Source organism: uncultured Pedobacter sp. (genome assembly GCF_913776295.1).
Lineage (GTDB): Bacteria > Bacteroidota > Bacteroidia > Sphingobacteriales > Sphingobacteriaceae > Pedobacter.
The window spans coordinates 1-18,290 of sequence record NZ_CAJYOJ010000019.1; the positions used below are offsets into that span (position 1 = coordinate 1).

An 18,290-nucleotide genomic window follows, 5' to 3' on the forward strand; every position below is an offset into this window, starting at 1 on the left:
AATTTTAAAGGCATAGTAAATTTTGCGCTTTGCAACCCCCAATCTCCTTACCGGCCGGGCCACCTAAACCCGATTAAGCGGAATAGCCCACAGCGCAGCGAGGACTATAAGCGAAAGCGGGACTGAAGCAGCCTAAACGCTTCCGGACCTGCTTTCCTGAAAATGAAAATATATTTTTCATTTGGAAAGCAAAACCCGTATTTAAAGATTTAAGACCGTTAATATTTTATCCTTATTCAATTGAAACCTATTTTTCGAAATATTCAGTCATCGTTGCAAAAAAGTAGAAAAAATTTTCTTTCTTAATTTTCAAGGTTTAAAATTAACCGATAAACTTATTGAACCGAATACCATTTCATTCTATAATGGCGCAAATATTTAATGGTAACTAACTATCAAATAATTGTTTATAATTGCCTCAACTAACTATAAAAACATATATTTAATGAGCGTAAGCTTCAATTTTTCAGAAACAGAAACTCAGCAAAGCATAAAGGCTATGGTCCGCGATTTTGCAGAGAAAAACATCCGTCCACATATAATGGAGTGGGATGAAGCACAGCATTTTCCTATAGAATTGTTTAAGCAGCTCGGAGAATTAGGGTTGATGGGCGTTTTGGTTCCTGAAGAATATGGTGGTTCAGGTTTAGGGTATCAGGAATATGTGGATGTGATAGTGGAAGTGGCGCGGGTTTGTGGTTCGATCGGCCTGTCATTGGCCGCGCATAACTCTTTATGTACCGGCCACATTCTGGCATTTGCCAACGAAGAACAGAAACAAAAATGGCTGCCTAAACTGGCCACGGCCGAATGGATTGGTGCCTGGGGATTAACCGAGTCTAATACCGGCTCTGATGCCTTAAGAATGATGACTACTGCTGTTGAAGATGGCGACGATTACATTATAAATGGTGCAAAAAACTGGATTACTCATGGCAAAAGTGGTGATATTGCGGTGGTGATGGTTAGGACAGGCGAGCAGGGAAGTTCGAAAGGGATCTCAGCCATTGTAGTAGAACGTGGTACACCGGGTTTTACTGCCGGGAAAAAAGAAAATAAACTCGGCATGAGGGCATCAGAAACTACAGAAATGATTTTTGATAATTGCCGTGTACCCAAAGCCAATCTGCTGGGTAATGTTGGCGAAGGTTTTAAACAGGCTATGAAGGTTTTGGACGGCGGAAGGATTTCTATTGCTGCATTAGCCTTAGGCATAGCAAAAGGTGCTTTTGATGCTGCGGCAGCCTATTCGAAACAGCGGCAACAATTTGGGCAGCCGATATCCAGCTTCCAGGCCATTAGTTTCAAACTTGCGGATATGGTCATAGAAATTGAAGCTGCGGAGCTATTGATCCGCCAGGCCGCTGATTTAAAGAACAGGCATCTACCTATGACGAAGGAATCAGCTATGGCAAAATACTTTGCTTCGGAGGTTTCGGTCAAGGTAGCCACAGATGCCGTTCAGATATTTGGTGGCTATGGTTATACTAAAGATTTTCCGGTAGAGAAATTTTATCGTGATAGTAAATTATGTACCATAGGAGAGGGCACCTCAGAAATACAAAAGATTGTGATTGCCCGTGAAGTATTATCGAGATAGAGGGTAAAAGGTATAGGTAAGGCTAATGGCAATAACTAAAGCCCATACCCTAAACCATATACCTTAAGTCTTAAACCTTATTAAAAACCAAATATATTATGAGTAATCCGGAGCGCTTAACCACCTCCGGATTTTTTTTGCTGAAAATTTTAAAACCTCCCGTCTGGATGTAATGTTTTTATTAAAGACTAAAGATTAAAGACATTAACAGTTTTCAGTTGGCGATTGGCAGTTAGCAATGAACAAATGACAACTGAACTAATAAACGATAAAATGGCAAAATATTCAGAAAAAGCTGGTGAGAAAGTAGAAGAAACCATGCGCGAAATGAAAGAAGGTAAGCTTAAGAGCGGATCAGGTAAAAAAGTGACTTCCAAAAAGCAGGCGATTGCTATCGGGTTATCGGAAGCCAGAAAAGCAGGAGCAAAGGTGCCTAAAAAAGGTTAGGAGGTGGAAGGTTTATGGTGTTAGGTTAAAACTAAACCTCAAAATAACAATTTACCCTAAACCCTAAACCCTAAACCCTAAACCCTAAACCCTAAACCCTAAACCCTAAACCCTAAATCCTAAACCTATTCAGGTAAATCTTTAGAGGTTAAGATGCTATCTACCACATAAACGCTAAACCCGCGCCATGGCAAAGTATGTTTATATTCTTTGTAATGTAACTCATAAAACTTGCCGCTATTGGCCATCATTTTCTCTGCGATTTCCTTATTGGCGATAGAAAATTCAAATTCGTTGTTCTGAAGGGTTCCCGCCTGTCGCGATTTTATGCCACTTTGGATTAATTTGCCTTCATACGTTTTAATCAAATAGCCTTTCTTCACTACATAATTTAACTCGCCTGCTTTCACGCCTTCTCCAAAAACAAAGAAATACCGATAGTAGCACACTGCTATGAGTATAACGACTACAATAACGGCGATAATAGAGCCTAACTTTTTACCTCTTGTCATAAAGTATAATGTTTATATAAATGTAGTTAAACAACAGTTTAGTTTAATCAATGATTGAAATAATATTTCTTTTTATAAAATCTTTCTCGTTTTCAATATTTTGCTTACATTTGCAGCCCCGATAACACGGAGAATTAAAAACCACGAGAGGAGGTATTTCAGCGTTATGATCATTATCAACATTAAAGACGGCGAATCATTAGATAAAGCCCTTAAACGTTTCAAGAAAAAGTTTGAAAAAACTGGTGTATTGAGAGAACTACGTAGTCGCCAGGCATATGAGAAAAAATCCGTTGCCCGCCGTACTGAAATTAAACATGCTGTTTACATTCAGAATATGAATCAAGATACAACTGCATAGTTGTTTAAGATATAAATACGTTAAAGTCCTTCTGATGTTAAATCAGGAGGATTTTTTGTTTTAATGGAAAATCAAAAACTTACAATAAACAATTCGTTAGTGATTTCTTTATATCAAAACTATTTGTAACTTCATGTCAATGCCCCATAAAACCTTATTGAATGTTGCAAAAAAGTTTTATTACCTATTTAACTCACGAGAAGCGCTATTCCCAGCATACCATTACCGCTTACCAAAAGGATTTAGATCAGTTTGAACTATTTATCCAGGCATCAGGGATGGATATTACCGAAGTTAAACATCAACAGCTTCGCGATTATCTGGTTGAACTGATGGAAGAGGGGCAATCAGAAAATACCATTAACAGAAAAATCTCTGCTTTACGCAGCTTTTACAAGTTTTTACACAGGTCTGGAGAGATTGATCAAAATCCTGCAGTTTTAATTAAGGCGCCAAAAATACCCAAAAGGCTTCCTGTTTTTGTGGATGCACAGAAAATGGATCATTTACTGGATTCTCAACATTACTTCGATGAAAGTTTCCCTTCTGTTCGCGACCATCTGGTGATTGAACTGCTTTTTGGAACGGGTATGCGTTTAACTGAACTATTGCAGTTGAAAGATACCGATATCGATCTTTATTCAGGAACGATAAAGGTATTGGGTAAGAGAAACAAAGAGCGGATTGTGCCGATAAATAAACAGCTTATCAATCAGCTAAATACTTACATCGAACTAAAAAAGTTGCAAAACTTTGATAACAATTTGCTAATATTAATCGTTACCAATACAGGTGCAGCGGCCTATCCTAAATTAATATACCGTATTGTTACCTTATACCTAAACCATGTATCAACCAATGAAAAGAAAAGCCCCCATGTGTTGCGGCATAGCTATGCCACCAGCCTGTTAAATGCAGGTGCAGATCTAAATGCGATTAAAGAACTTCTGGGGCATGCCAGTTTAGCGGCTACCCAGGTTTACACCCACAATTCGATCGAAAGATTAAAAACAATTTATAAACAAGCCCATCCAAAGGCATAAAAAAAGGAGGAAAAATGAAAATCGGAGTTCAATCAATCCACTTCAATGCAGATAGTAAGTTGTTAGATTTTATACAGAAAAAAGCCAATAAGCTTGATCAGTTTTTTGACCAGATCATTAGCGGAGAAGTGTATTTAAAGTTAGAGAACGTAGAGGACGAGGCGAATAAGATCAGTGAGATCAAACTCATTGTACCCGGAGGTACCCTCTTCGCGAAGGAACAATGTAAATCATTTGAAGAAGCCACCGATCTGGCCATCGAGTCGTTAAGAAAGCAGATTACTAAACATAAAGATAAAACACGTGCAAAATTAAGTGAGCACAAAGCAATTTTAAGTGAGATTGAAGCGACTGATTATTAGTAAAATCATTTCATTATAAAAAATGTAAAAGAGTGGCGCAGTTTAATGCACCGCTCTTTTTTTATGTTAAACCTCCTTGCTATCAAGACCCTGAAACACCCGTCCGACTGACCGGGCGGAAGTTCAGGTTGACGACCATTCATGCAATGTGCCTAATAACCCAAATTAAAGCTTTATTAATCGAATTCAGGTGGATAGCGATCAGTTTAGGGTAATGATAATTAAACGAAATCGGAAGCTATTCGGTACAGTTTCTATAAACCAATTTTAATTTTCTATGCAATTCTCCATGAAAAAATCGTCCTTGGCAAATGAAATTTAGCTTTTAATGAAGTTAATCTATTTTTTATTTTCTGTTAATGATTGGGATTATAGATCTTAATCCCATTTAGAAGAAAAGTGGCTGCAAAATAAAAGAAAAAAATATTCGATTTTAAGAGATTGATTATGAAGCTCCTTGAGGTGTATGGTAGGCTTTGATCTAAATAACTTCATTATTTTTTTTCAAAATTATTTTGAAGTGAAATATAAGTGTGTATATTTGCATTCCCTTTCGGAAACGGTGTTAGGCCAGGAAGAAAAGGATAGTTCTGTGAAAAGATAAAAGTTTTAAAAAAACACGTTAATAGTATGAAAAATGAAGATTTTTCGTATCATTGCAGAAAATTTAAAGCCTCCTTAGCTCAGCTGGTAGAGCAACTGACTTGTAATCAGTAGGTCATTGGTTCGATTCCGATAGGAGGCTCTTTTTATGTTAAAGTGTTAGCATTTTAAAGTAAAAAACGGGGAGATACCAGAGCGGCCAAATGGGACAGACTGTAACTCTGTTGTCGTAAGACTTCGAAGGTTCGAATCCTTCTCTCCCCACACTTTAAATGAATGACCAAATGTTTTAATGGCAGAATAAATCTCTCATTCTTTCATTCAATCAATCACTAGTTTTAAAAGCGGAAGTAGCTCAGTTGGTAGAGCGATAGCCTTCCAAGCTATAGGTCGCGAGTTCGAACCTCGTCTTCCGCTCCAAAAATAAAGTGAGCAGTTAACGGTTGTCAGTTTAGTGTTTTTTGCTGAAACTGAATGCTGAAACTGGAAACTAAAAAGCCGAAGTAGCTCAGCGGTAGAGCACTTCCTTGGTAAGGAAGAGGTCGTGGGTTCAAGTCCCATCTTTGGCTCAGGAATAATAAAGCTTTGTTAAATCTGTTAATATGCAGGGTAGACAAGGTTTTTTGTGTTGCATTGCATCAAAACAATTAATAAAAAATAATAAAAAGTTAACCTACTAATTAGTTATAAATAAAATGGCAAAAGAAAAATTTGACCGCAGTAAACCGCACTTAAACATCGGTACAATCGGTCACGTGGATCACGGTAAAACAACTTTAACAGCGGCTATTACAAAAGTTTTAGCTGATGCTGGTTTAACTGAGGCACGTTCATTCGATTCAATTGACTCTGCTCCAGAGGAAAAAGAAAGAGGTATTACAATCAATACAGCTCACGTTGAGTATTCAACAGCTAACCGTCACTATGCACACGTTGACTGTCCAGGTCACGCGGATTACGTGAAAAACATGGTTACTGGTGCTGCTCAGATGGACGGTGCAATTATCGTTGTTGCTGCTACTGATGGTCCAATGCCACAAACTCGTGAGCACATCCTATTGGCTCGTCAGGTTGGTGTACCTTCATTGGTTGTATTCATGAATAAAGTGGATATGGTTGATGATCCAGAATTATTAGAACTAGTAGAAATGGAAGTTCGTGAATTATTATCATTCTACGAATTCCCAGGTGATGATATTCCTGTAATCCAAGGTTCTGCACTTGGTGGATTAAACGGAGATGCTAAGTGGGTTGGTAAAATCATGGAATTAATGGATGCTGTAGATAGCTACATTCCAATTCCTCCACGTTTAACTGATCTTCCTTTCTTAATGCCTGTTGAAGACGTATTCTCAATTACTGGTCGTGGTACTGTTGCTACTGGTCGTATTGAGCGTGGTGTAATCAACTCTGGAGATCCGGTTGAGATCTTAGGTATGGGTGCTGAGAACTTAAAATCTACCGTAACTGGTGTGGAAATGTTCCGTAAAATCTTAGACTACGGTGAAGCTGGTGATAACGTAGGTTTATTGTTACGTGGTATTGAGAAAACTGATATCCGTCGTGGTATGGTAATCTGTAAACCAGGTTCAGTAACTCCTCACACTGATTTCAAAGCTGAGATCTATGTATTATCAAAAGCTGAAGGTGGTCGTCACACTCCATTCTTCAACAAATATCGTCCTCAATTCTATTTCCGTACCACAGACGTAACTGGTGAGATCTCACTAGCTGAAGGAACAGAAATGGTTATGCCAGGTGATAACGTTACAATCACTGTTAAATTAATTAACGCGATTGCAATGGAGAAAGGTCTACGTTTCGCTATCCGTGAAGGTGGTAGAACAGTAGGTGCTGGTCAGGTAACTGAAATCTTAGCTTAATTTTTAAGCTATAACAATACAAAAAGAGCTGGTTCAGGCTAGCTCTTTTTTAAATACACGGGAATAGTTCAACGGTAGAATAGAGGTCTCCAAAACCTTTGATCAGGGTTCGAATCCTTGTTCCCGTGCTTAATATTGATTGAGTACCAGAATGAGTGAATGATTGAATTTGAAACTGGGTTTTCAGGTAATATCATCCACTCATTTACTCATTCATTCATTCAATAATTTGATATGGCTAAAGTAGTTGAGTTTATAAAAGAATCGTACGATGAGATGACCAATAAGGTTACATGGCCTACCTGGGGCGAACTGCAAAGTTCTGCAATCTTGGTATTGGTAGCTTCTTTAATTATTGCATTGGTTATTTTTGCAATGGATAAAGGATCTACATTTGTGTTAGATACTTTTTATAAATCACTTTCTAATTAATATTTACTAATGAGCGATCTAAAGTGGTACGTTGTAAGGGCGGTTAGCGGTAAGGAAAAGAAAGTAAAACAGTACATTGATGCTGAGATCAGCCGTTTAGGTTTCTCTCATTTGGTTCCACAGGTTTTAATACCAATGGAAAAATATTACCAAATGAAAGATGGTAAAAAAATTGCCAAAGAACGTAACTTTTATCCGGGTTATGTTTTAATCGAAGCTACATTAGATGGAGAATTAGAGCATATCATTAAAGGCATAAACAGTGTAATCGGTTTCTTAGGCGATAAAGCTGGTAACCCAATCCCAATGCGCCAGGCAGAAGTGAACCGTATTTTAGGTGTGGTTGATGAGATGAGCGAGCAAGGAGAAACGATGAATGTTCCTTACTACGTGGGCGAAGGTATCAAGGTAATGGACGGACCTTTCAATGGTTTTTCAGGTATTATCGAAGAGGTAAACGAAGAGAAGAAAAAACTGAAAGTAATGGTTAAAATCTTTGGTCGTAAAACGCCACTGGAACTTAACTACATGCAGGTAGAAAAAGAATAAAAAATTATTGAGATATTAAGAAAAGCTTTCCTCAAAAGGGAAAGCTTTTTTGCGTTATATAGATTTTGTTTTCGTATCCCCAAACGTACAGTTAATTTGCAGTATAAAATTTATTGCTATATTCGTTTAATCTCATCTCTCAAATAATGATTAGTCTTATTAACATCTAAATTAACAAAATGAGTAAAAATTACCTCTTGTTCAAGTCTTACCTACTGGCTTTAACGTTGTTGTTCACTACAACCATTATTATCTATTCTTGTAGAAAGGATAGAGGTTCATCAATAAATCGAAACTCAAAAGAAATTATTGCTGAAGCCAAAAGTTATTTTGAGGAAGAAATTTTGAGTAAAAGTCTCCTTATTCCAGATGATCCTAATTTTAGACACAGTTTAATCAAAAGACCGGTTTGGGAAAAAGCTGTTATTAAAAAAATATCTTTAGGTGATGCAGTTATTGTACCTATTCAATTTGCAGGCAATATCTTGACGAAACCTACCAACGGTAGTTATAAAAGCTATTTAAACAAAACCAGTTATCTAATGCTATATCAAGATAAAAAGCAAAAAATGCATGTAGAATGGATAACGCTCTTACCTACTGATATAGAAAAGCCCGGTGCAAAATCATTTAAGGGAGTTGCGGTTGTTGAAGATTGGAGCGGAAAATTTAACAGGGCTTTTGCTTTCAATGATTCATTAGAATATACCTCTGTTTATTTAAAACAGGCAGTTACCTATAATTATGAAAGTTATAAGCGTTCAGATTATTGTATAACCATAGAACACTGGGGTTCGGTAGGTGTGGATGGATACATGTCTCCCAGATTTTTTGGCGCTGAAACATATTGTTTTGGTGAGGGTGGATCAGGTACCGGAAGTGATGGCGGGGGAGGCTATCACCCGATAGATGAAGAGCAGGTAGATCCCGGTGAATATCCAACCTATTATATTGACTGTAACTGGGATATCAATGGTAGTGCTTTTATAGATCCTAACTGCGGTTGTATTGGCGGGAATACTGGTTTAACCGAATGTAAAAGAGATATTATAGATAGTGTTAAAAATGCATGTATCAAAGCTCAGCTTGCAAAAGCTTTAAGCGCAAATACAAGTATTAAAAATATGTTAAATGAGACGTTTGGGGGGACTATACAATATGAGAGTTTGAATATATCTTTCATAGATGTCACAACATTGCCAGCTGATGTGGATGGTCAGCAAAAAAGGGGATCTACCACTTCAACAGAGTTTACTATTGAATTAAACAAAAATACGCTGCCTAATAGTTCTCAGGAATATACGTTGGCTACCGTGTACCATGAAATTTTACATGCTTATCTGGAAGGCCATTTTAATAAGGATGGTAACGAAACATATATAATACCAGATCATCACGAAGAAATGGCGAATAAATACGTGTTTTTAATGACGGGTGCACTGAGGGTTGCATTCCCCAGTCTCAGTACAGAAGAAGCTTGGGCATTAAGCTGGGGAGGATTACAAAAAACGACGCTTTATACATCTAACTTAACTGCCAATCAGCGTACTCAAATTGTAGATATTAACAATCGTCACAAATCTAAAACTGCAGTAAATAAATTAGGAACATATTGCACACCTTAATCAAAATCAACATGCGAACAAATATACTCATATTTTTAAGTCTTGGTGTTTTCATTTGCCAAGCTCAAGAGAAAAAGCCATCCTTTGAGAAGGTAATAGAATATTATTTGTTTAAAAGCACATCCGACAGGCTTTTTGATACTAAAGAAAATCATGCGTATATCTACAGCATGGGTATTTCGTTTAATACTAATGGCTTAATAGACACGCTTTACTTTTCTGATAGAATAGATCCTGAAGTTCGTGACATTTTTATGTTAGATAGCCGAAAAGTAAAGTTGTTCAAATCCATTACCATCCCTTTTAAGGAATATGCAAATAAAATAGTTGTTTTAACCTTTTACCACTACAATAGCAAGGATGGAATGTTGGACTACAGTTCTGGCTTGCTCAAACAACTTGAAAAACTATATCCAATAATAAACTCATCTAAACCCATAGTTTTGTACCAACCAATTGTTCATGGCTTTATCAAGCATATCAATTAACTTTGAAAGAATATAAACATTTTATTTTAAGATAAAACCATTATTTACCTGAAAATATACTGATGTTGACTTTATATGCTTATGCATCAGTTATATAACTGCCGAAAGTAGTTATGCCAGGGGGAAAGCTATGTGGCTCTTTTGTCAGTTTATTAAGGTAAATAATCAGAAGATAATCAACTAAAAGTTAGCTTTAGGAATGTGCCAGAACTATTCGATAAAAATGGGAAACCGGTTAATGGCAAAACTACAGGGTATAATTACAATGCAGGTATTTTTACTTGTTCAATCATATTGAATGAAAGTGCTTTAAGTAATGCAATTCAAGAATACACCGTTGCAACCATAATTCATGAGAGCTTGCATGCATACCTGCAATATAAAGCTGGAAACACACTTCAGCATGGACAGAACCATGAAGAGATTTCCAAGGACTATATTGTTCCATTTGTGAATATCATGAAGTCAATATACCCTGATCTGGATCTAAAAGATGCTACTGCCCTAGCCTGGGGAGGAGTTCAAGGCACCTCTTTATGGAATGAAAGTTATAAGAATAATTCCTTTAAAATCGTAGGGACAACAGAAGTAATGGATTTTTCTACAATTAAAGGCCTAGATAATGCGCATTACTATGGAATTGCTGATAATAGTACACCACCATGCCCTAAAAAGTAATAATATGAGAGTTATAATTTATTTAATTGCTTTTTGTTTTTTTTCTTCAACAGTTAAATCCCAGAATAATAGCGGTATTACCCCCATGCACAAATTTTTTCAAAAACATGCTGACAGCACATATATTATTTCATCGGCAAATAAATTTTATATTGAATACAAGATTTTAAGTAAGGTTAACGATACGATATCAACATATATTTATAAAACTAATACAACGCTTGGCCCTAAATTGAGAGAAATTCCAAAAGCATTTAGAGATGCTTTTTTAGAAAATAACGGAAACCTGATATATTTTATACCCGTTGATATTAATGTTTTTTTTCAGCCGACATATTTAAGCTTAGATAGTTTGAAGCAATTTTGGGAAAAATCCTCAAAATTAAAAATGTGGGATGTTAACGATGATAAAATTGATGGAGAAGGGTGTGACGTGAAACAGAATGGATTTGCAATATCGGATGGAGGTCAAATTTATCTTCATCTCATTACCAAAGATAAAATCAAAGAATTATTCTTTTATGCACCAGATTACTATAACGAAAAATGTCCTGGTCGAAAAGGTAGGAAAGCTATTTTAGAATTGAGTAATTTGTTTACTATATATTTTAAAGGGAAATAATACATCTCTCATGTTGAGCGTGGGTAAGGAGTGTAATGACTTTAACTACTACCTTCAATACGGATTTAGCCGGGATTAGGTCAGAGCAACATGCAGTAGCTACTATATATCATGAACACCGGCATTCAGAAATGCTTAAATTGTTTCCCCAATCGTGGTCAAAATAATTGGATCAAAAATTTTATGAAAACAATAATATTTATCATCAGTATATTTTGTATACTTACTTTTAGCTCAAAAGCTCAAGGTACTTTAGCAACATTAACGTCTTTAAATGTTTCTGATATCAGTAATTATATTTCTGTAAATTATAAGTTAAAGGAAAAGACACTTGACACCCTGTGCTTGTACACTACAGTATTTATGAAATTTAAAGTTTCGGCGAATGGCAAAATAGTTGAGCTGGCGCTCTCTGAAAAGACTCCAGAAGTGATTAAAAAAGGTTTGGAAAAAGCTATAGAATCTTCTAATGGTCATTGGAGTACTCGTGAGTCTGATTTGAAATATTTTTCGAAAAACACATTTATCCTGCCGATTGTATTGTTTTATGGTAGAGGATGTGTAGGGGGTGACGGAGAACTTTCATTAACTGTACCGGTTGAAGATTGGAGAAAAATTTATAAAACAATGCGTAGTTCAAATTACGCCGTTCTCGATATTTTAAAGTTTAAAAGTAAATATCTTGATTCGTTTGAGTGTGTTATACTCGCTCCTTTAAAACTAGGGAATGAGTAATTGTTACTTTAGATTCTATGGAAAGCTTTATTTAGTGTAGCGCTTAATAATTTAGGCTGATTCAATAAAAAATCGATTTTTATAAACAAAATATATTTTGCTTAAACTATTGTAGGACTGCAAGATTATCCATATCTTTGCAGTCCTTTTGGTTTTATAGGAACATAAAGGAAAATAAATGTTACATGCTTCCAATATTTAACATTGAGTTTTAAATAAACAAAAAACACAAAATGGCAAAAGAAGTCAGTGCAATGATCAAATTACAGATCAAAGGCGGAGCGGCAAATCCATCGCCACCAGTAGGGCCTGCATTAGGTGCTAAAGGGGTGAACATTATGGAGTTTTGCAAACAATACAACGCTCGTACCCAAGATAAAGCAGGTAAAGTATTGCCAGTTGTAATTACTGTTTATGCTGATAAGTCATTCGATTTCATCATCAAAACCCCTCCGGTAGCTATCCAGTTAAAAGATGCTACTAAATTACAGAGTGGTTCTGCTGAGCCTAACCGTAAGAAAGTTGGGTCGGTGACCTGGGACCAGATTAAAGTTATTGCTGAGGATAAAATGCCTGATTTAAATGCATTTACAATCGAATCAGCAATGAGTATGGTTGCTGGAACAGCACGCAGTATGGGAATCACCGTTTCTGGTGACGCACCCTGGAACAATTAATTAAAAAACAGTTTACAACAGTGGCGAAATTAACTAAAAATCAAAAAAAGGCACATGCTAAAATAGAAGCTGGTAAAGCTTATACTTTGAAGGATGCTGCTGCTTTGGTAAAAGAAATCACTACTACTAAATTCGATGCTTCAGTTGATATTGATGTATCTTTAGGTGTAGATCCGCGTAAAGCCAATCAAATGGTACGTGGTATTGCTACTTTACCACACGGAACAGGTAAAACTGTACGTGTTTTAGCTTTGGTAACTCCTGATAAGGAAGAAGAAGCAAAAGCAGCTGGCGCAGACTTCGTAGGTTTAGACGAGTATGTAGCTAAAATTGAAGGTGGTTGGACCGATGTAGACATTATTATCACTACACCAGCTTGTATGGCTAAGGTAGGTAAATTGGGACGTGTTTTAGGACCAAGGAACTTAATGCCTAACCCTAAATCTGGAACAGTAACCAACGAAGTTGGTAAAGCTGTAACAGAGGTTAAAGCAGGTAAAATTGATTTTAAAGTAGACAAAACGGGTATCATACACGCCTCGATAGGAAAAGTATCATTCCCAGCAGACAAAATTTATGAGAATGCACTTGAGATTATTCAAGTAATTTCTAAATTAAAACCATCTGCTGCAAAAGGAACTTATTTTAAGAGCATTCACGTGTCTTCAACAATGAGTCCTGGAATTGCAATTGAAACAAAATCAGTAGCGGGGATCTAATCATGAACAGAGAAGAAAAAAACGAAGTAGTTTTAGAACTACAAGGACAAATGCAGGAATTTGGCAATTTTTATATTGCTGATACTTCCAGCCTTTCTGTTGAGCAGATCAATAACATCCGTCGCAAATGTTTTGAAGGCGATATCGTAATGAAGGTTGCTAAAAACTCTTTAATCCGCAAAGCGATTGAAGGTTTAGATGGCGATGCTTCTGAGATATACGAAGCGCTTAAAGGTTCATCATCATTATTATTCTCAAAAACAGCTAATGCTCCGGCTAAGCTAATTAAAGCTTTGAGAAAAACATCTGATAAACCTGTGCTTAAAGCAGCGTTCATAGATTCATCAGTATATGTTGGCGATGACCAATTGAATAACTTGGTAAGCTTGAAATCAAGAGAAGAGCTTATCGGAGATATCGTTGGATTATTACAATCACCAGCTAAAAATGTTCTATCTGCACTTCAGTCAGGCGGTAGCAAAATTGCAGGAATTGTTAAAACTCTTCAGGAAAGAGAAGGTTAACGGACACCTTAAGTTCGCAAATTAAACACAATTATTTTTACGTAAATTTTTAAAATCTTAATAAAATGGCAGATTTAAAAGCGTTTGCTGAGCAATTGGTAAACTTAACAGTTAAAGAAGTTAATGAATTAGCTCAAATCTTAAAAGATGAGTATGGTATTGAGCCTGCAGCTGCTGCTGTAGTTGCTGGTCCTGCTGCTGGTGGTGATGCACCTGCTGCTGCTGCAGAAAAAACATCTTTTGATGTAATCTTAAAAGAAGCTGGTGGTCAGAAATTAGCAGTTGTAAAACTTGTTAAAGACTTAACTGGTTTAGGTTTGAAAGAAGCTAAAGACTTAGTAGACGGAGCACCAAAAGAATTAAAAGCTGGTGTTGCTAAAGACGAAGCAGAAGCTCTTAAAAAACAATTAGAAGAAGCTGGAGCAGTAGTTGAGATTAAGTAATCACTTAACTTAGCTAAGCTAAAAATGTATTAGACACCGACTGAAAATGTCGGTGTCTTTACCTGTTTATAAACACCTCATTTTGTTTGGTTAATGAGTCTGTTTGAAATTCGAACCAAACAAATAGTTTATTCTTAAACTAAAATCTTTTAGTCCATTGGCAAAGACAGTCGAACAAAGAGTAAATTTTGCAACAAGTAAGCACATTATAGACTATCCGGATTTTCTGGATGTGCAATTGCAATCATTCAGAGAATTTTTCCAGATAGATACCACATCAGACGATCGCTCTAGCGAAGGTTTGTTTAAAGTGTTTGCTGAAAACTTTCCAATAACAGATTCAAGAAATATCTTCGTATTAGAGTTTCTTGATTATTTTGTTGATCCGCCACGTTATGATATACACGAGTGTATTGAGCGTGGATTAACCTACAATGTTCCATTAAAAGCAAAGCTGAAGCTTTCTTGTAATGATGTAGAACATGAAGATTTTGAAACCATTATCCAGGATGTGTATTTAGGTACAATCCCGTATATGACACCAAAAGGTACATTTGTAATCAACGGTGCAGAACGTGTTATCGTTTCGCAATTACACCGTTCTCCAGGCGTGTTCTTCGGCCAGAGCCGTCACACTAACGGAACCAAATTGTACTCTGCACGTGTAATTCCTTTCAAAGGTTCATGGATCGAGTTTGCTACAGACGTTAATAACGTGATGTATGCTTATATCGATCGTAAGAAAAAATTCCCGGTTACCACTTTATTACGTGCTATCGGTTACGATTCTGATAAAGATATCTTAGAGCTTTTTGATCTTGCTGACGAAGTGAAAGTTAGTAAATCGGGTTTAAAGAAATATATCGGTCGTAAACTGGCGGCAAGGGTATTGAAAAAATGGGTAGAAGATTTTGTTGATGAAGATACTGGTGAGGTAGTTTCTATCGACCGTAATGAAGTGATTCTTGAAAGAGAAACCGTTTTAGAAGACGAACACATTGATATGGTTATTGAAGCTGGCGTAAAAAGCATCATCTTATCAAAAGAAGATGGCGCAAGTCAGGCTGATTATACCATTATATATAATACCTTACAAAAGGATACCTCAAACTCAGAAAAAGAAGCTGTTGAAAACATCTATCGTGCTTTGCGTAACGCAGAACCACCTGATGAGGAAACAGCCCGCGGTATCATTGATCGTTTATTCTTTTCAGATAAACGTTACGATTTAGGAGATGTTGGTCGTTACCGCATCAACCGAAAATTGAAAATGAATACCCCTGACGAGGTTAAAGTATTAACAAAAGCTGATATTATCGCTATTGTGAAATACCTGATCAAGTTGATCAACTCTAAAGAAGAGGTGGATGATATCGATCACTTATCTAACCGTCGTGTACGTACCGTAGGTGAGCAGTTGTACGCACAATTTGGTGTTGGTTTAGCCCGTATGGCCAGAACCATCCGTGAGCGTATGAACATTCGCGATAACGAAGTGTTTACACCAACTGATTTGATTAACGCCCGTACGTTATCATCAGTAATTAACTCTTTCTTTGGTACCAACCAGCTATCTCAGTTCATGGATCAAACCAATCCATTGGCAGAGATCACGCATAAACGCCGTTTGTCGGCTTTAGGTCCGGGTGGTTTATCACGTGAGCGTGCCGGCTTCGAGGTACGTGACGTTCACTACACTCACTATGGCCGTTTATGTACGATTGAAACACCAGAGGGACCGAATATTGGTTTGATTTCGTCACTTTGTGTACATGCAAAAATCAACAATTTAGGTTTCATTGAAACACCATACAAACGTGTTGAAGATGGTAAAGTTGTTGTAGATTCTGACGTTATTTATTTATCTGCAGAAGATGAAGATGGTAAAACCATTGCTCAGGCCAATGCAGAGTATGACGATAAAGGTAATTTTACCACGCCGCGTGTTAAGGCACGTTATGAGGGTGACTTCCCGATCATTGAGCCTGAGAAATTAGACTTGATGGACGTTGCACCTAACCAGATTACTTCAATTGCTGCTTCGTTGATTCCGTTCCTGGAACATGATGATGCGAACAGGGCTTTGATGGGATCGAACATGCAACGTCAGGCCGTACCGTTGTTACGTCCTGAAGCACCGATTGTGGGTACAGGTTTGGAAGGCCGCGTGGCACGTGACTCAAGAACCCTGATCAATGCAGAAGGTGATGGTGTTGTTGAATATGTTGATGCTAACGAAATTACCATTAAATATGAGCGTAACGAAGATGATCGTTTAGTTTCATTTGAAGGTGATAGCAAAACTTACCGTTTAATTAAGTTCAAAAAAACCAACCAGAATACTTGTATTAACTTGAAACCGATCGTTAAGAAAGGTCAGAAAGTAACAAAAGGACAAGTACTTTGCGAAGGTTATGCAACCGAAAATGGTGAATTGGCCTTAGGAAGAAACTTGAAAGTGGCGTTCATGCCATGGCAAGGTTTCAACTTTGAGGATGCGATTGTAATCAACGAGCGTATTGTTCGTGACGACGTCTTTACTTCATTGCATATCGAAGAGTTTGAATTGGAAGTACGTGATACTAAACGTGGAGAAGAGGAATTAACACCAGATATCCCGAACGTTTCTGAAGAGGCTACTAAAGACCTTGATGAAAACGGTATTATCCGTATTGGTGCTGATGTAAAAGAAGGTGATATCTTAATTGGTAAAATTACGCCAAAAGGAGAGTCTGATCCTTCACCGGAAGAGAAATTACTACGCGCCATTTTTGGTGATAAAGCAGGTGATGTTAAAGATGCGTCTTTAAAAACTCCTCCTTCTATCCAGGGTGTGGTAATTGATACTAAATTATTCAGCCGTGCTAAGAAAACTACAAAAGCTGAGGAAAAATCGGCAATTGAGAAATTAGACAAAGGATATAACAATATCACTGAAAAATTAAAGGCAGAATTAGTTGACAAATTATTCACTATCGTAAATGGAAAAACATCGCAGGGTGTATATAACATTTATAAAGAATTGTTAGTTGCCAAAGGTGCTAAGTTTACGCAGAAAATTTTAGCCGAGCTTAATTACGAACACATCAGCCCTAACAAATGGACTACTGATGATGATAAAAATGAGCTGATTAAAATGTTGCTTCACAACTACGGAATCCGTGTTAACGAAGAGTTAGGTGCTTACAAACGCGATAAATTCGCGATCAGTGTAGGTGATGAGCTTCCTTCAGGAATCGTACAGATGGCAAAAGTTTATGTGGCTAAAAAACGTAAATTAAAAGTAGGTGATAAAATGGCAGGTCGCCATGGTAACAAAGGTATTGTTGCACGTATTGTACGTGATGAAGATATGCCTTTCTTAGCTGATGGTAGCCCGGTTGATATCGTGTTAAACCCGCTGGGTGTACCTTCACGTATGAACCTTGGTCAGATTTACGAAACCGTATTGGCATGGGCCGGTAAAGAATTGGGTGTTAAATTTGCGACTCCGATTTTTGATGGTGCTACGCATGATGAGGTAGAGGAGTGGATTGCTAAAGCGGGTGTTCCTGCTTCAGGAAAAACCTACTTATACAATGGTTTAACAGGTGAGCGTTTCGATCAGACCACAACTGTAGGTATTATTTACATGTTGAAATTAGGTCACATGGTTGATGATAAGATGCACGCCCGTTCAATCGGACCATACTCATTAATTACACAACAACCATTGGGTGGTAAAGCCCAGTTTGGTGGTCAGCGTTTTGGTGAGATGGAGGTTTGGGCATTAGAGGCATTTGGTGCAGCTAATATTCTTCAGGAGATCTTAACCGTTAAGTCGGATGATGTAATCGGAAGAGCCAAAACTTACGAAGCCATTGTTAAAGGTGAAAACCTACCAACACCAGGTGTACCAGAATCGTTCAACGTATTGGTACATGAGTTACGCGGTTTAGGTTTAGATATTACATTAGATTAATTAAGGTAGAAGGTTTAAGGTATAAG

General features: G+C 37.1%; 19 protein-coding genes and 5 tRNA genes. 23 read left to right on the forward strand and 1 reads right to left on the reverse strand.

Features of this window, described 5'->3' with window-relative positions; all coding sequences use genetic code 11:
- Positions 1-445 precede the first annotated feature (445 nt).
- Together QZ738_RS03940 and QZ738_RS03945 are read left to right on the forward strand one after the other, a co-directional pair.
- Complete coding sequence (locus QZ738_RS03940; RefSeq protein WP_293784851.1) at positions 446-1,600, forward strand: acyl-CoA dehydrogenase family protein; 1,155 nt, start codon at positions 446-448, stop codon at positions 1,598-1,600.
- Between the two features lie 273 nt (positions 1,601-1,873).
- Positions 1,874-2,047, forward strand: a complete 174-nt coding sequence (locus QZ738_RS03945) for a DUF6496 domain-containing protein (RefSeq protein WP_293784853.1) — start codon at positions 1,874-1,876, stop codon at positions 2,045-2,047.
- A gap of 125 nt (positions 2,048-2,172) precedes the next feature.
- Here QZ738_RS03945 and QZ738_RS03950 read toward each other — a convergent pair whose 3' ends face one another.
- A complete protein-coding gene (locus QZ738_RS03950) occupies positions 2,173-2,559 on the reverse strand; it encodes a hypothetical protein (protein ID WP_293784855.1) in 387 nt (128 codons plus the stop codon).
- A 166-nt stretch (positions 2,560-2,725) separates the two neighbouring features.
- On the opposite strand from QZ738_RS03950, the gene rpsU reads away from it, so the two are divergent.
- The 21 genes from rpsU (at position 2,726) to rpoB (ending at position 18,264) form a co-directional block, all read left to right on the forward strand.
- The gene (gene rpsU, locus QZ738_RS03955; RefSeq protein ID WP_086549247.1) at positions 2,726-2,920 is read left to right on the forward strand and encodes a 30S ribosomal protein S21; all 195 of its coding nucleotides are present in this window, start codon (positions 2,726-2,728) and stop codon (positions 2,918-2,920) included.
- A gap of 161 nt (positions 2,921-3,081) precedes the next feature.
- A complete protein-coding gene (locus QZ738_RS03960; protein WP_293784857.1) occupies positions 3,082-3,963 on the forward strand; it encodes a tyrosine-type recombinase/integrase in 882 nt (293 codons plus the stop codon).
- Between the two features lie 14 nt (positions 3,964-3,977).
- The gene (raiA, locus tag QZ738_RS03965) at positions 3,978-4,325 is read left to right on the forward strand and encodes a ribosome-associated translation inhibitor RaiA (protein ID WP_090982779.1); all 348 of its coding nucleotides are present in this window, start codon (positions 3,978-3,980) and stop codon (positions 4,323-4,325) included.
- 672 nt (positions 4,326-4,997) lie between these two features.
- A tRNA-Thr gene (locus QZ738_RS03970) sits at positions 4,998-5,070 on the forward strand.
- Between the two features lie 39 nt (positions 5,071-5,109).
- Positions 5,110-5,192: transfer RNA gene (locus tag QZ738_RS03975), tRNA-Tyr, on the forward strand.
- 80 nt (positions 5,193-5,272) lie between these two features.
- Positions 5,273-5,348, forward strand: a tRNA-Gly gene (locus QZ738_RS03980).
- Positions 5,349-5,425: 77 nt separating this feature from the next.
- A tRNA-Thr gene (locus tag QZ738_RS03985) sits at positions 5,426-5,497 on the forward strand.
- A 126-nt stretch (positions 5,498-5,623) separates the two neighbouring features.
- Entirely contained in the window at positions 5,624-6,811 is a 1,188-nt protein-coding gene (gene tuf, locus QZ738_RS03990) for an elongation factor Tu (RefSeq protein WP_010601091.1), read from the forward strand.
- Positions 6,812-6,868: 57 nt separating this feature from the next.
- A tRNA-Trp gene (locus QZ738_RS03995) sits at positions 6,869-6,939 on the forward strand.
- Positions 6,940-7,045: 106 nt separating this feature from the next.
- Positions 7,046-7,243, forward strand: coding sequence for a preprotein translocase subunit SecE (gene secE, locus QZ738_RS04000; RefSeq protein WP_025143264.1), 198 nt, complete (start codon positions 7,046-7,048; stop codon positions 7,241-7,243).
- Positions 7,244-7,252: 9 nt separating this feature from the next.
- Positions 7,253-7,792: a transcription termination/antitermination protein NusG gene (gene nusG, locus QZ738_RS04005; RefSeq protein WP_025143263.1), complete on the forward strand. Its 540-nt coding sequence runs from the start codon at positions 7,253-7,255 to the stop codon at positions 7,790-7,792.
- A 179-nt stretch (positions 7,793-7,971) separates the two neighbouring features.
- Positions 7,972-9,417: a hypothetical protein gene (locus QZ738_RS04010; RefSeq protein WP_293784860.1), complete on the forward strand. Its 1,446-nt coding sequence runs from the start codon at positions 7,972-7,974 to the stop codon at positions 9,415-9,417.
- Positions 9,418-9,428: 11 nt separating this feature from the next.
- Positions 9,429-9,905 carry a hypothetical protein gene (locus QZ738_RS04015; RefSeq protein WP_293784862.1) on the forward strand — a complete coding sequence of 159 codons (477 nt, stop codon included), beginning with the start codon at positions 9,429-9,431 and terminating at the stop codon, positions 9,903-9,905.
- Between the two features lie 201 nt (positions 9,906-10,106).
- A complete protein-coding gene (locus QZ738_RS04020) occupies positions 10,107-10,583 on the forward strand; it encodes a SprT-like domain-containing protein (protein ID WP_293784865.1) in 477 nt (158 codons plus the stop codon).
- Positions 10,584-10,587: 4 nt separating this feature from the next.
- Positions 10,588-11,205 (forward strand): hypothetical protein, encoded by a 618-nt coding sequence (locus QZ738_RS04025; protein WP_293784868.1) that lies wholly within the window; start codon positions 10,588-10,590, stop codon positions 11,203-11,205.
- Positions 11,206-11,388: 183 nt separating this feature from the next.
- Positions 11,389-11,940, forward strand: a complete 552-nt coding sequence (locus QZ738_RS04030) for a hypothetical protein (RefSeq protein WP_293784871.1) — start codon at positions 11,389-11,391, stop codon at positions 11,938-11,940.
- 233 nt (positions 11,941-12,173) lie between these two features.
- Positions 12,174-12,617: a 50S ribosomal protein L11 gene (rplK, locus tag QZ738_RS04035; protein ID WP_010601094.1), complete on the forward strand. Its 444-nt coding sequence runs from the start codon at positions 12,174-12,176 to the stop codon at positions 12,615-12,617.
- 20 nt (positions 12,618-12,637) lie between these two features.
- A complete protein-coding gene (gene rplA / locus QZ738_RS04040; RefSeq protein WP_025143259.1) occupies positions 12,638-13,336 on the forward strand; it encodes a 50S ribosomal protein L1 in 699 nt (232 codons plus the stop codon).
- A gap of 2 nt (positions 13,337-13,338) precedes the next feature.
- Complete coding sequence (gene rplJ, locus QZ738_RS04045; RefSeq protein ID WP_090502367.1) at positions 13,339-13,860, forward strand: 50S ribosomal protein L10; 522 nt, start codon at positions 13,339-13,341, stop codon at positions 13,858-13,860.
- Positions 13,861-13,925: 65 nt separating this feature from the next.
- A complete protein-coding gene (gene rplL, locus QZ738_RS04050; protein ID WP_010601097.1) occupies positions 13,926-14,303 on the forward strand; it encodes a 50S ribosomal protein L7/L12 in 378 nt (125 codons plus the stop codon).
- A gap of 157 nt (positions 14,304-14,460) precedes the next feature.
- The gene (gene rpoB, locus QZ738_RS04055; protein WP_293784876.1) at positions 14,461-18,264 is read left to right on the forward strand and encodes a DNA-directed RNA polymerase subunit beta; all 3,804 of its coding nucleotides are present in this window, start codon (positions 14,461-14,463) and stop codon (positions 18,262-18,264) included.
- Positions 18,265-18,290 lie beyond the last annotated feature (26 nt).

Coding starts and splice junctions, on each gene's coding strand:
- rplJ (WP_090502367.1), top strand. CDS start 13,339: ATGAACAGAGAAGAAAAAAACGAAGTAGTTTTAGAACTACAAGGACAA.
- QZ738_RS04010 (WP_293784860.1), top strand. CDS start 7,972: ATGAGTAAAAATTACCTCTTGTTCAAGTCTTACCTACTGGCTTTAACG.
- QZ738_RS04015 (WP_293784862.1), top strand. CDS start 9,429: ATGCGAACAAATATACTCATATTTTTAAGTCTTGGTGTTTTCATTTGC.
- raiA (WP_090982779.1), top strand. CDS start 3,978: ATGAAAATCGGAGTTCAATCAATCCACTTCAATGCAGATAGTAAGTTG.
- rplK (WP_010601094.1), top strand. CDS start 12,174: ATGGCAAAAGAAGTCAGTGCAATGATCAAATTACAGATCAAAGGCGGA.
- QZ738_RS04030 (WP_293784871.1), top strand. CDS start 11,389: ATGAAAACAATAATATTTATCATCAGTATATTTTGTATACTTACTTTT.
- rpsU (WP_086549247.1), top strand. CDS start 2,726: ATGATCATTATCAACATTAAAGACGGCGAATCATTAGATAAAGCCCTT.
- rplL (WP_010601097.1), top strand. CDS start 13,926: ATGGCAGATTTAAAAGCGTTTGCTGAGCAATTGGTAAACTTAACAGTT.
- tuf (WP_010601091.1), top strand. CDS start 5,624: ATGGCAAAAGAAAAATTTGACCGCAGTAAACCGCACTTAAACATCGGT.
- QZ738_RS03945 (WP_293784853.1), top strand. CDS start 1,874: ATGGCAAAATATTCAGAAAAAGCTGGTGAGAAAGTAGAAGAAACCATG.
- QZ738_RS04025 (WP_293784868.1), top strand. CDS start 10,588: ATGAGAGTTATAATTTATTTAATTGCTTTTTGTTTTTTTTCTTCAACA.
- nusG (WP_025143263.1), top strand. CDS start 7,253: ATGAGCGATCTAAAGTGGTACGTTGTAAGGGCGGTTAGCGGTAAGGAA.
- QZ738_RS03950 (WP_293784855.1), bottom strand. CDS start 2,559: ATGACAAGAGGTAAAAAGTTAGGCTCTATTATCGCCGTTATTGTAGTC.
- secE (WP_025143264.1), top strand. CDS start 7,046: ATGGCTAAAGTAGTTGAGTTTATAAAAGAATCGTACGATGAGATGACC.
- QZ738_RS03960 (WP_293784857.1), top strand. CDS start 3,082: ATGTTGCAAAAAAGTTTTATTACCTATTTAACTCACGAGAAGCGCTAT.
- QZ738_RS03940 (WP_293784851.1), top strand. CDS start 446: ATGAGCGTAAGCTTCAATTTTTCAGAAACAGAAACTCAGCAAAGCATA.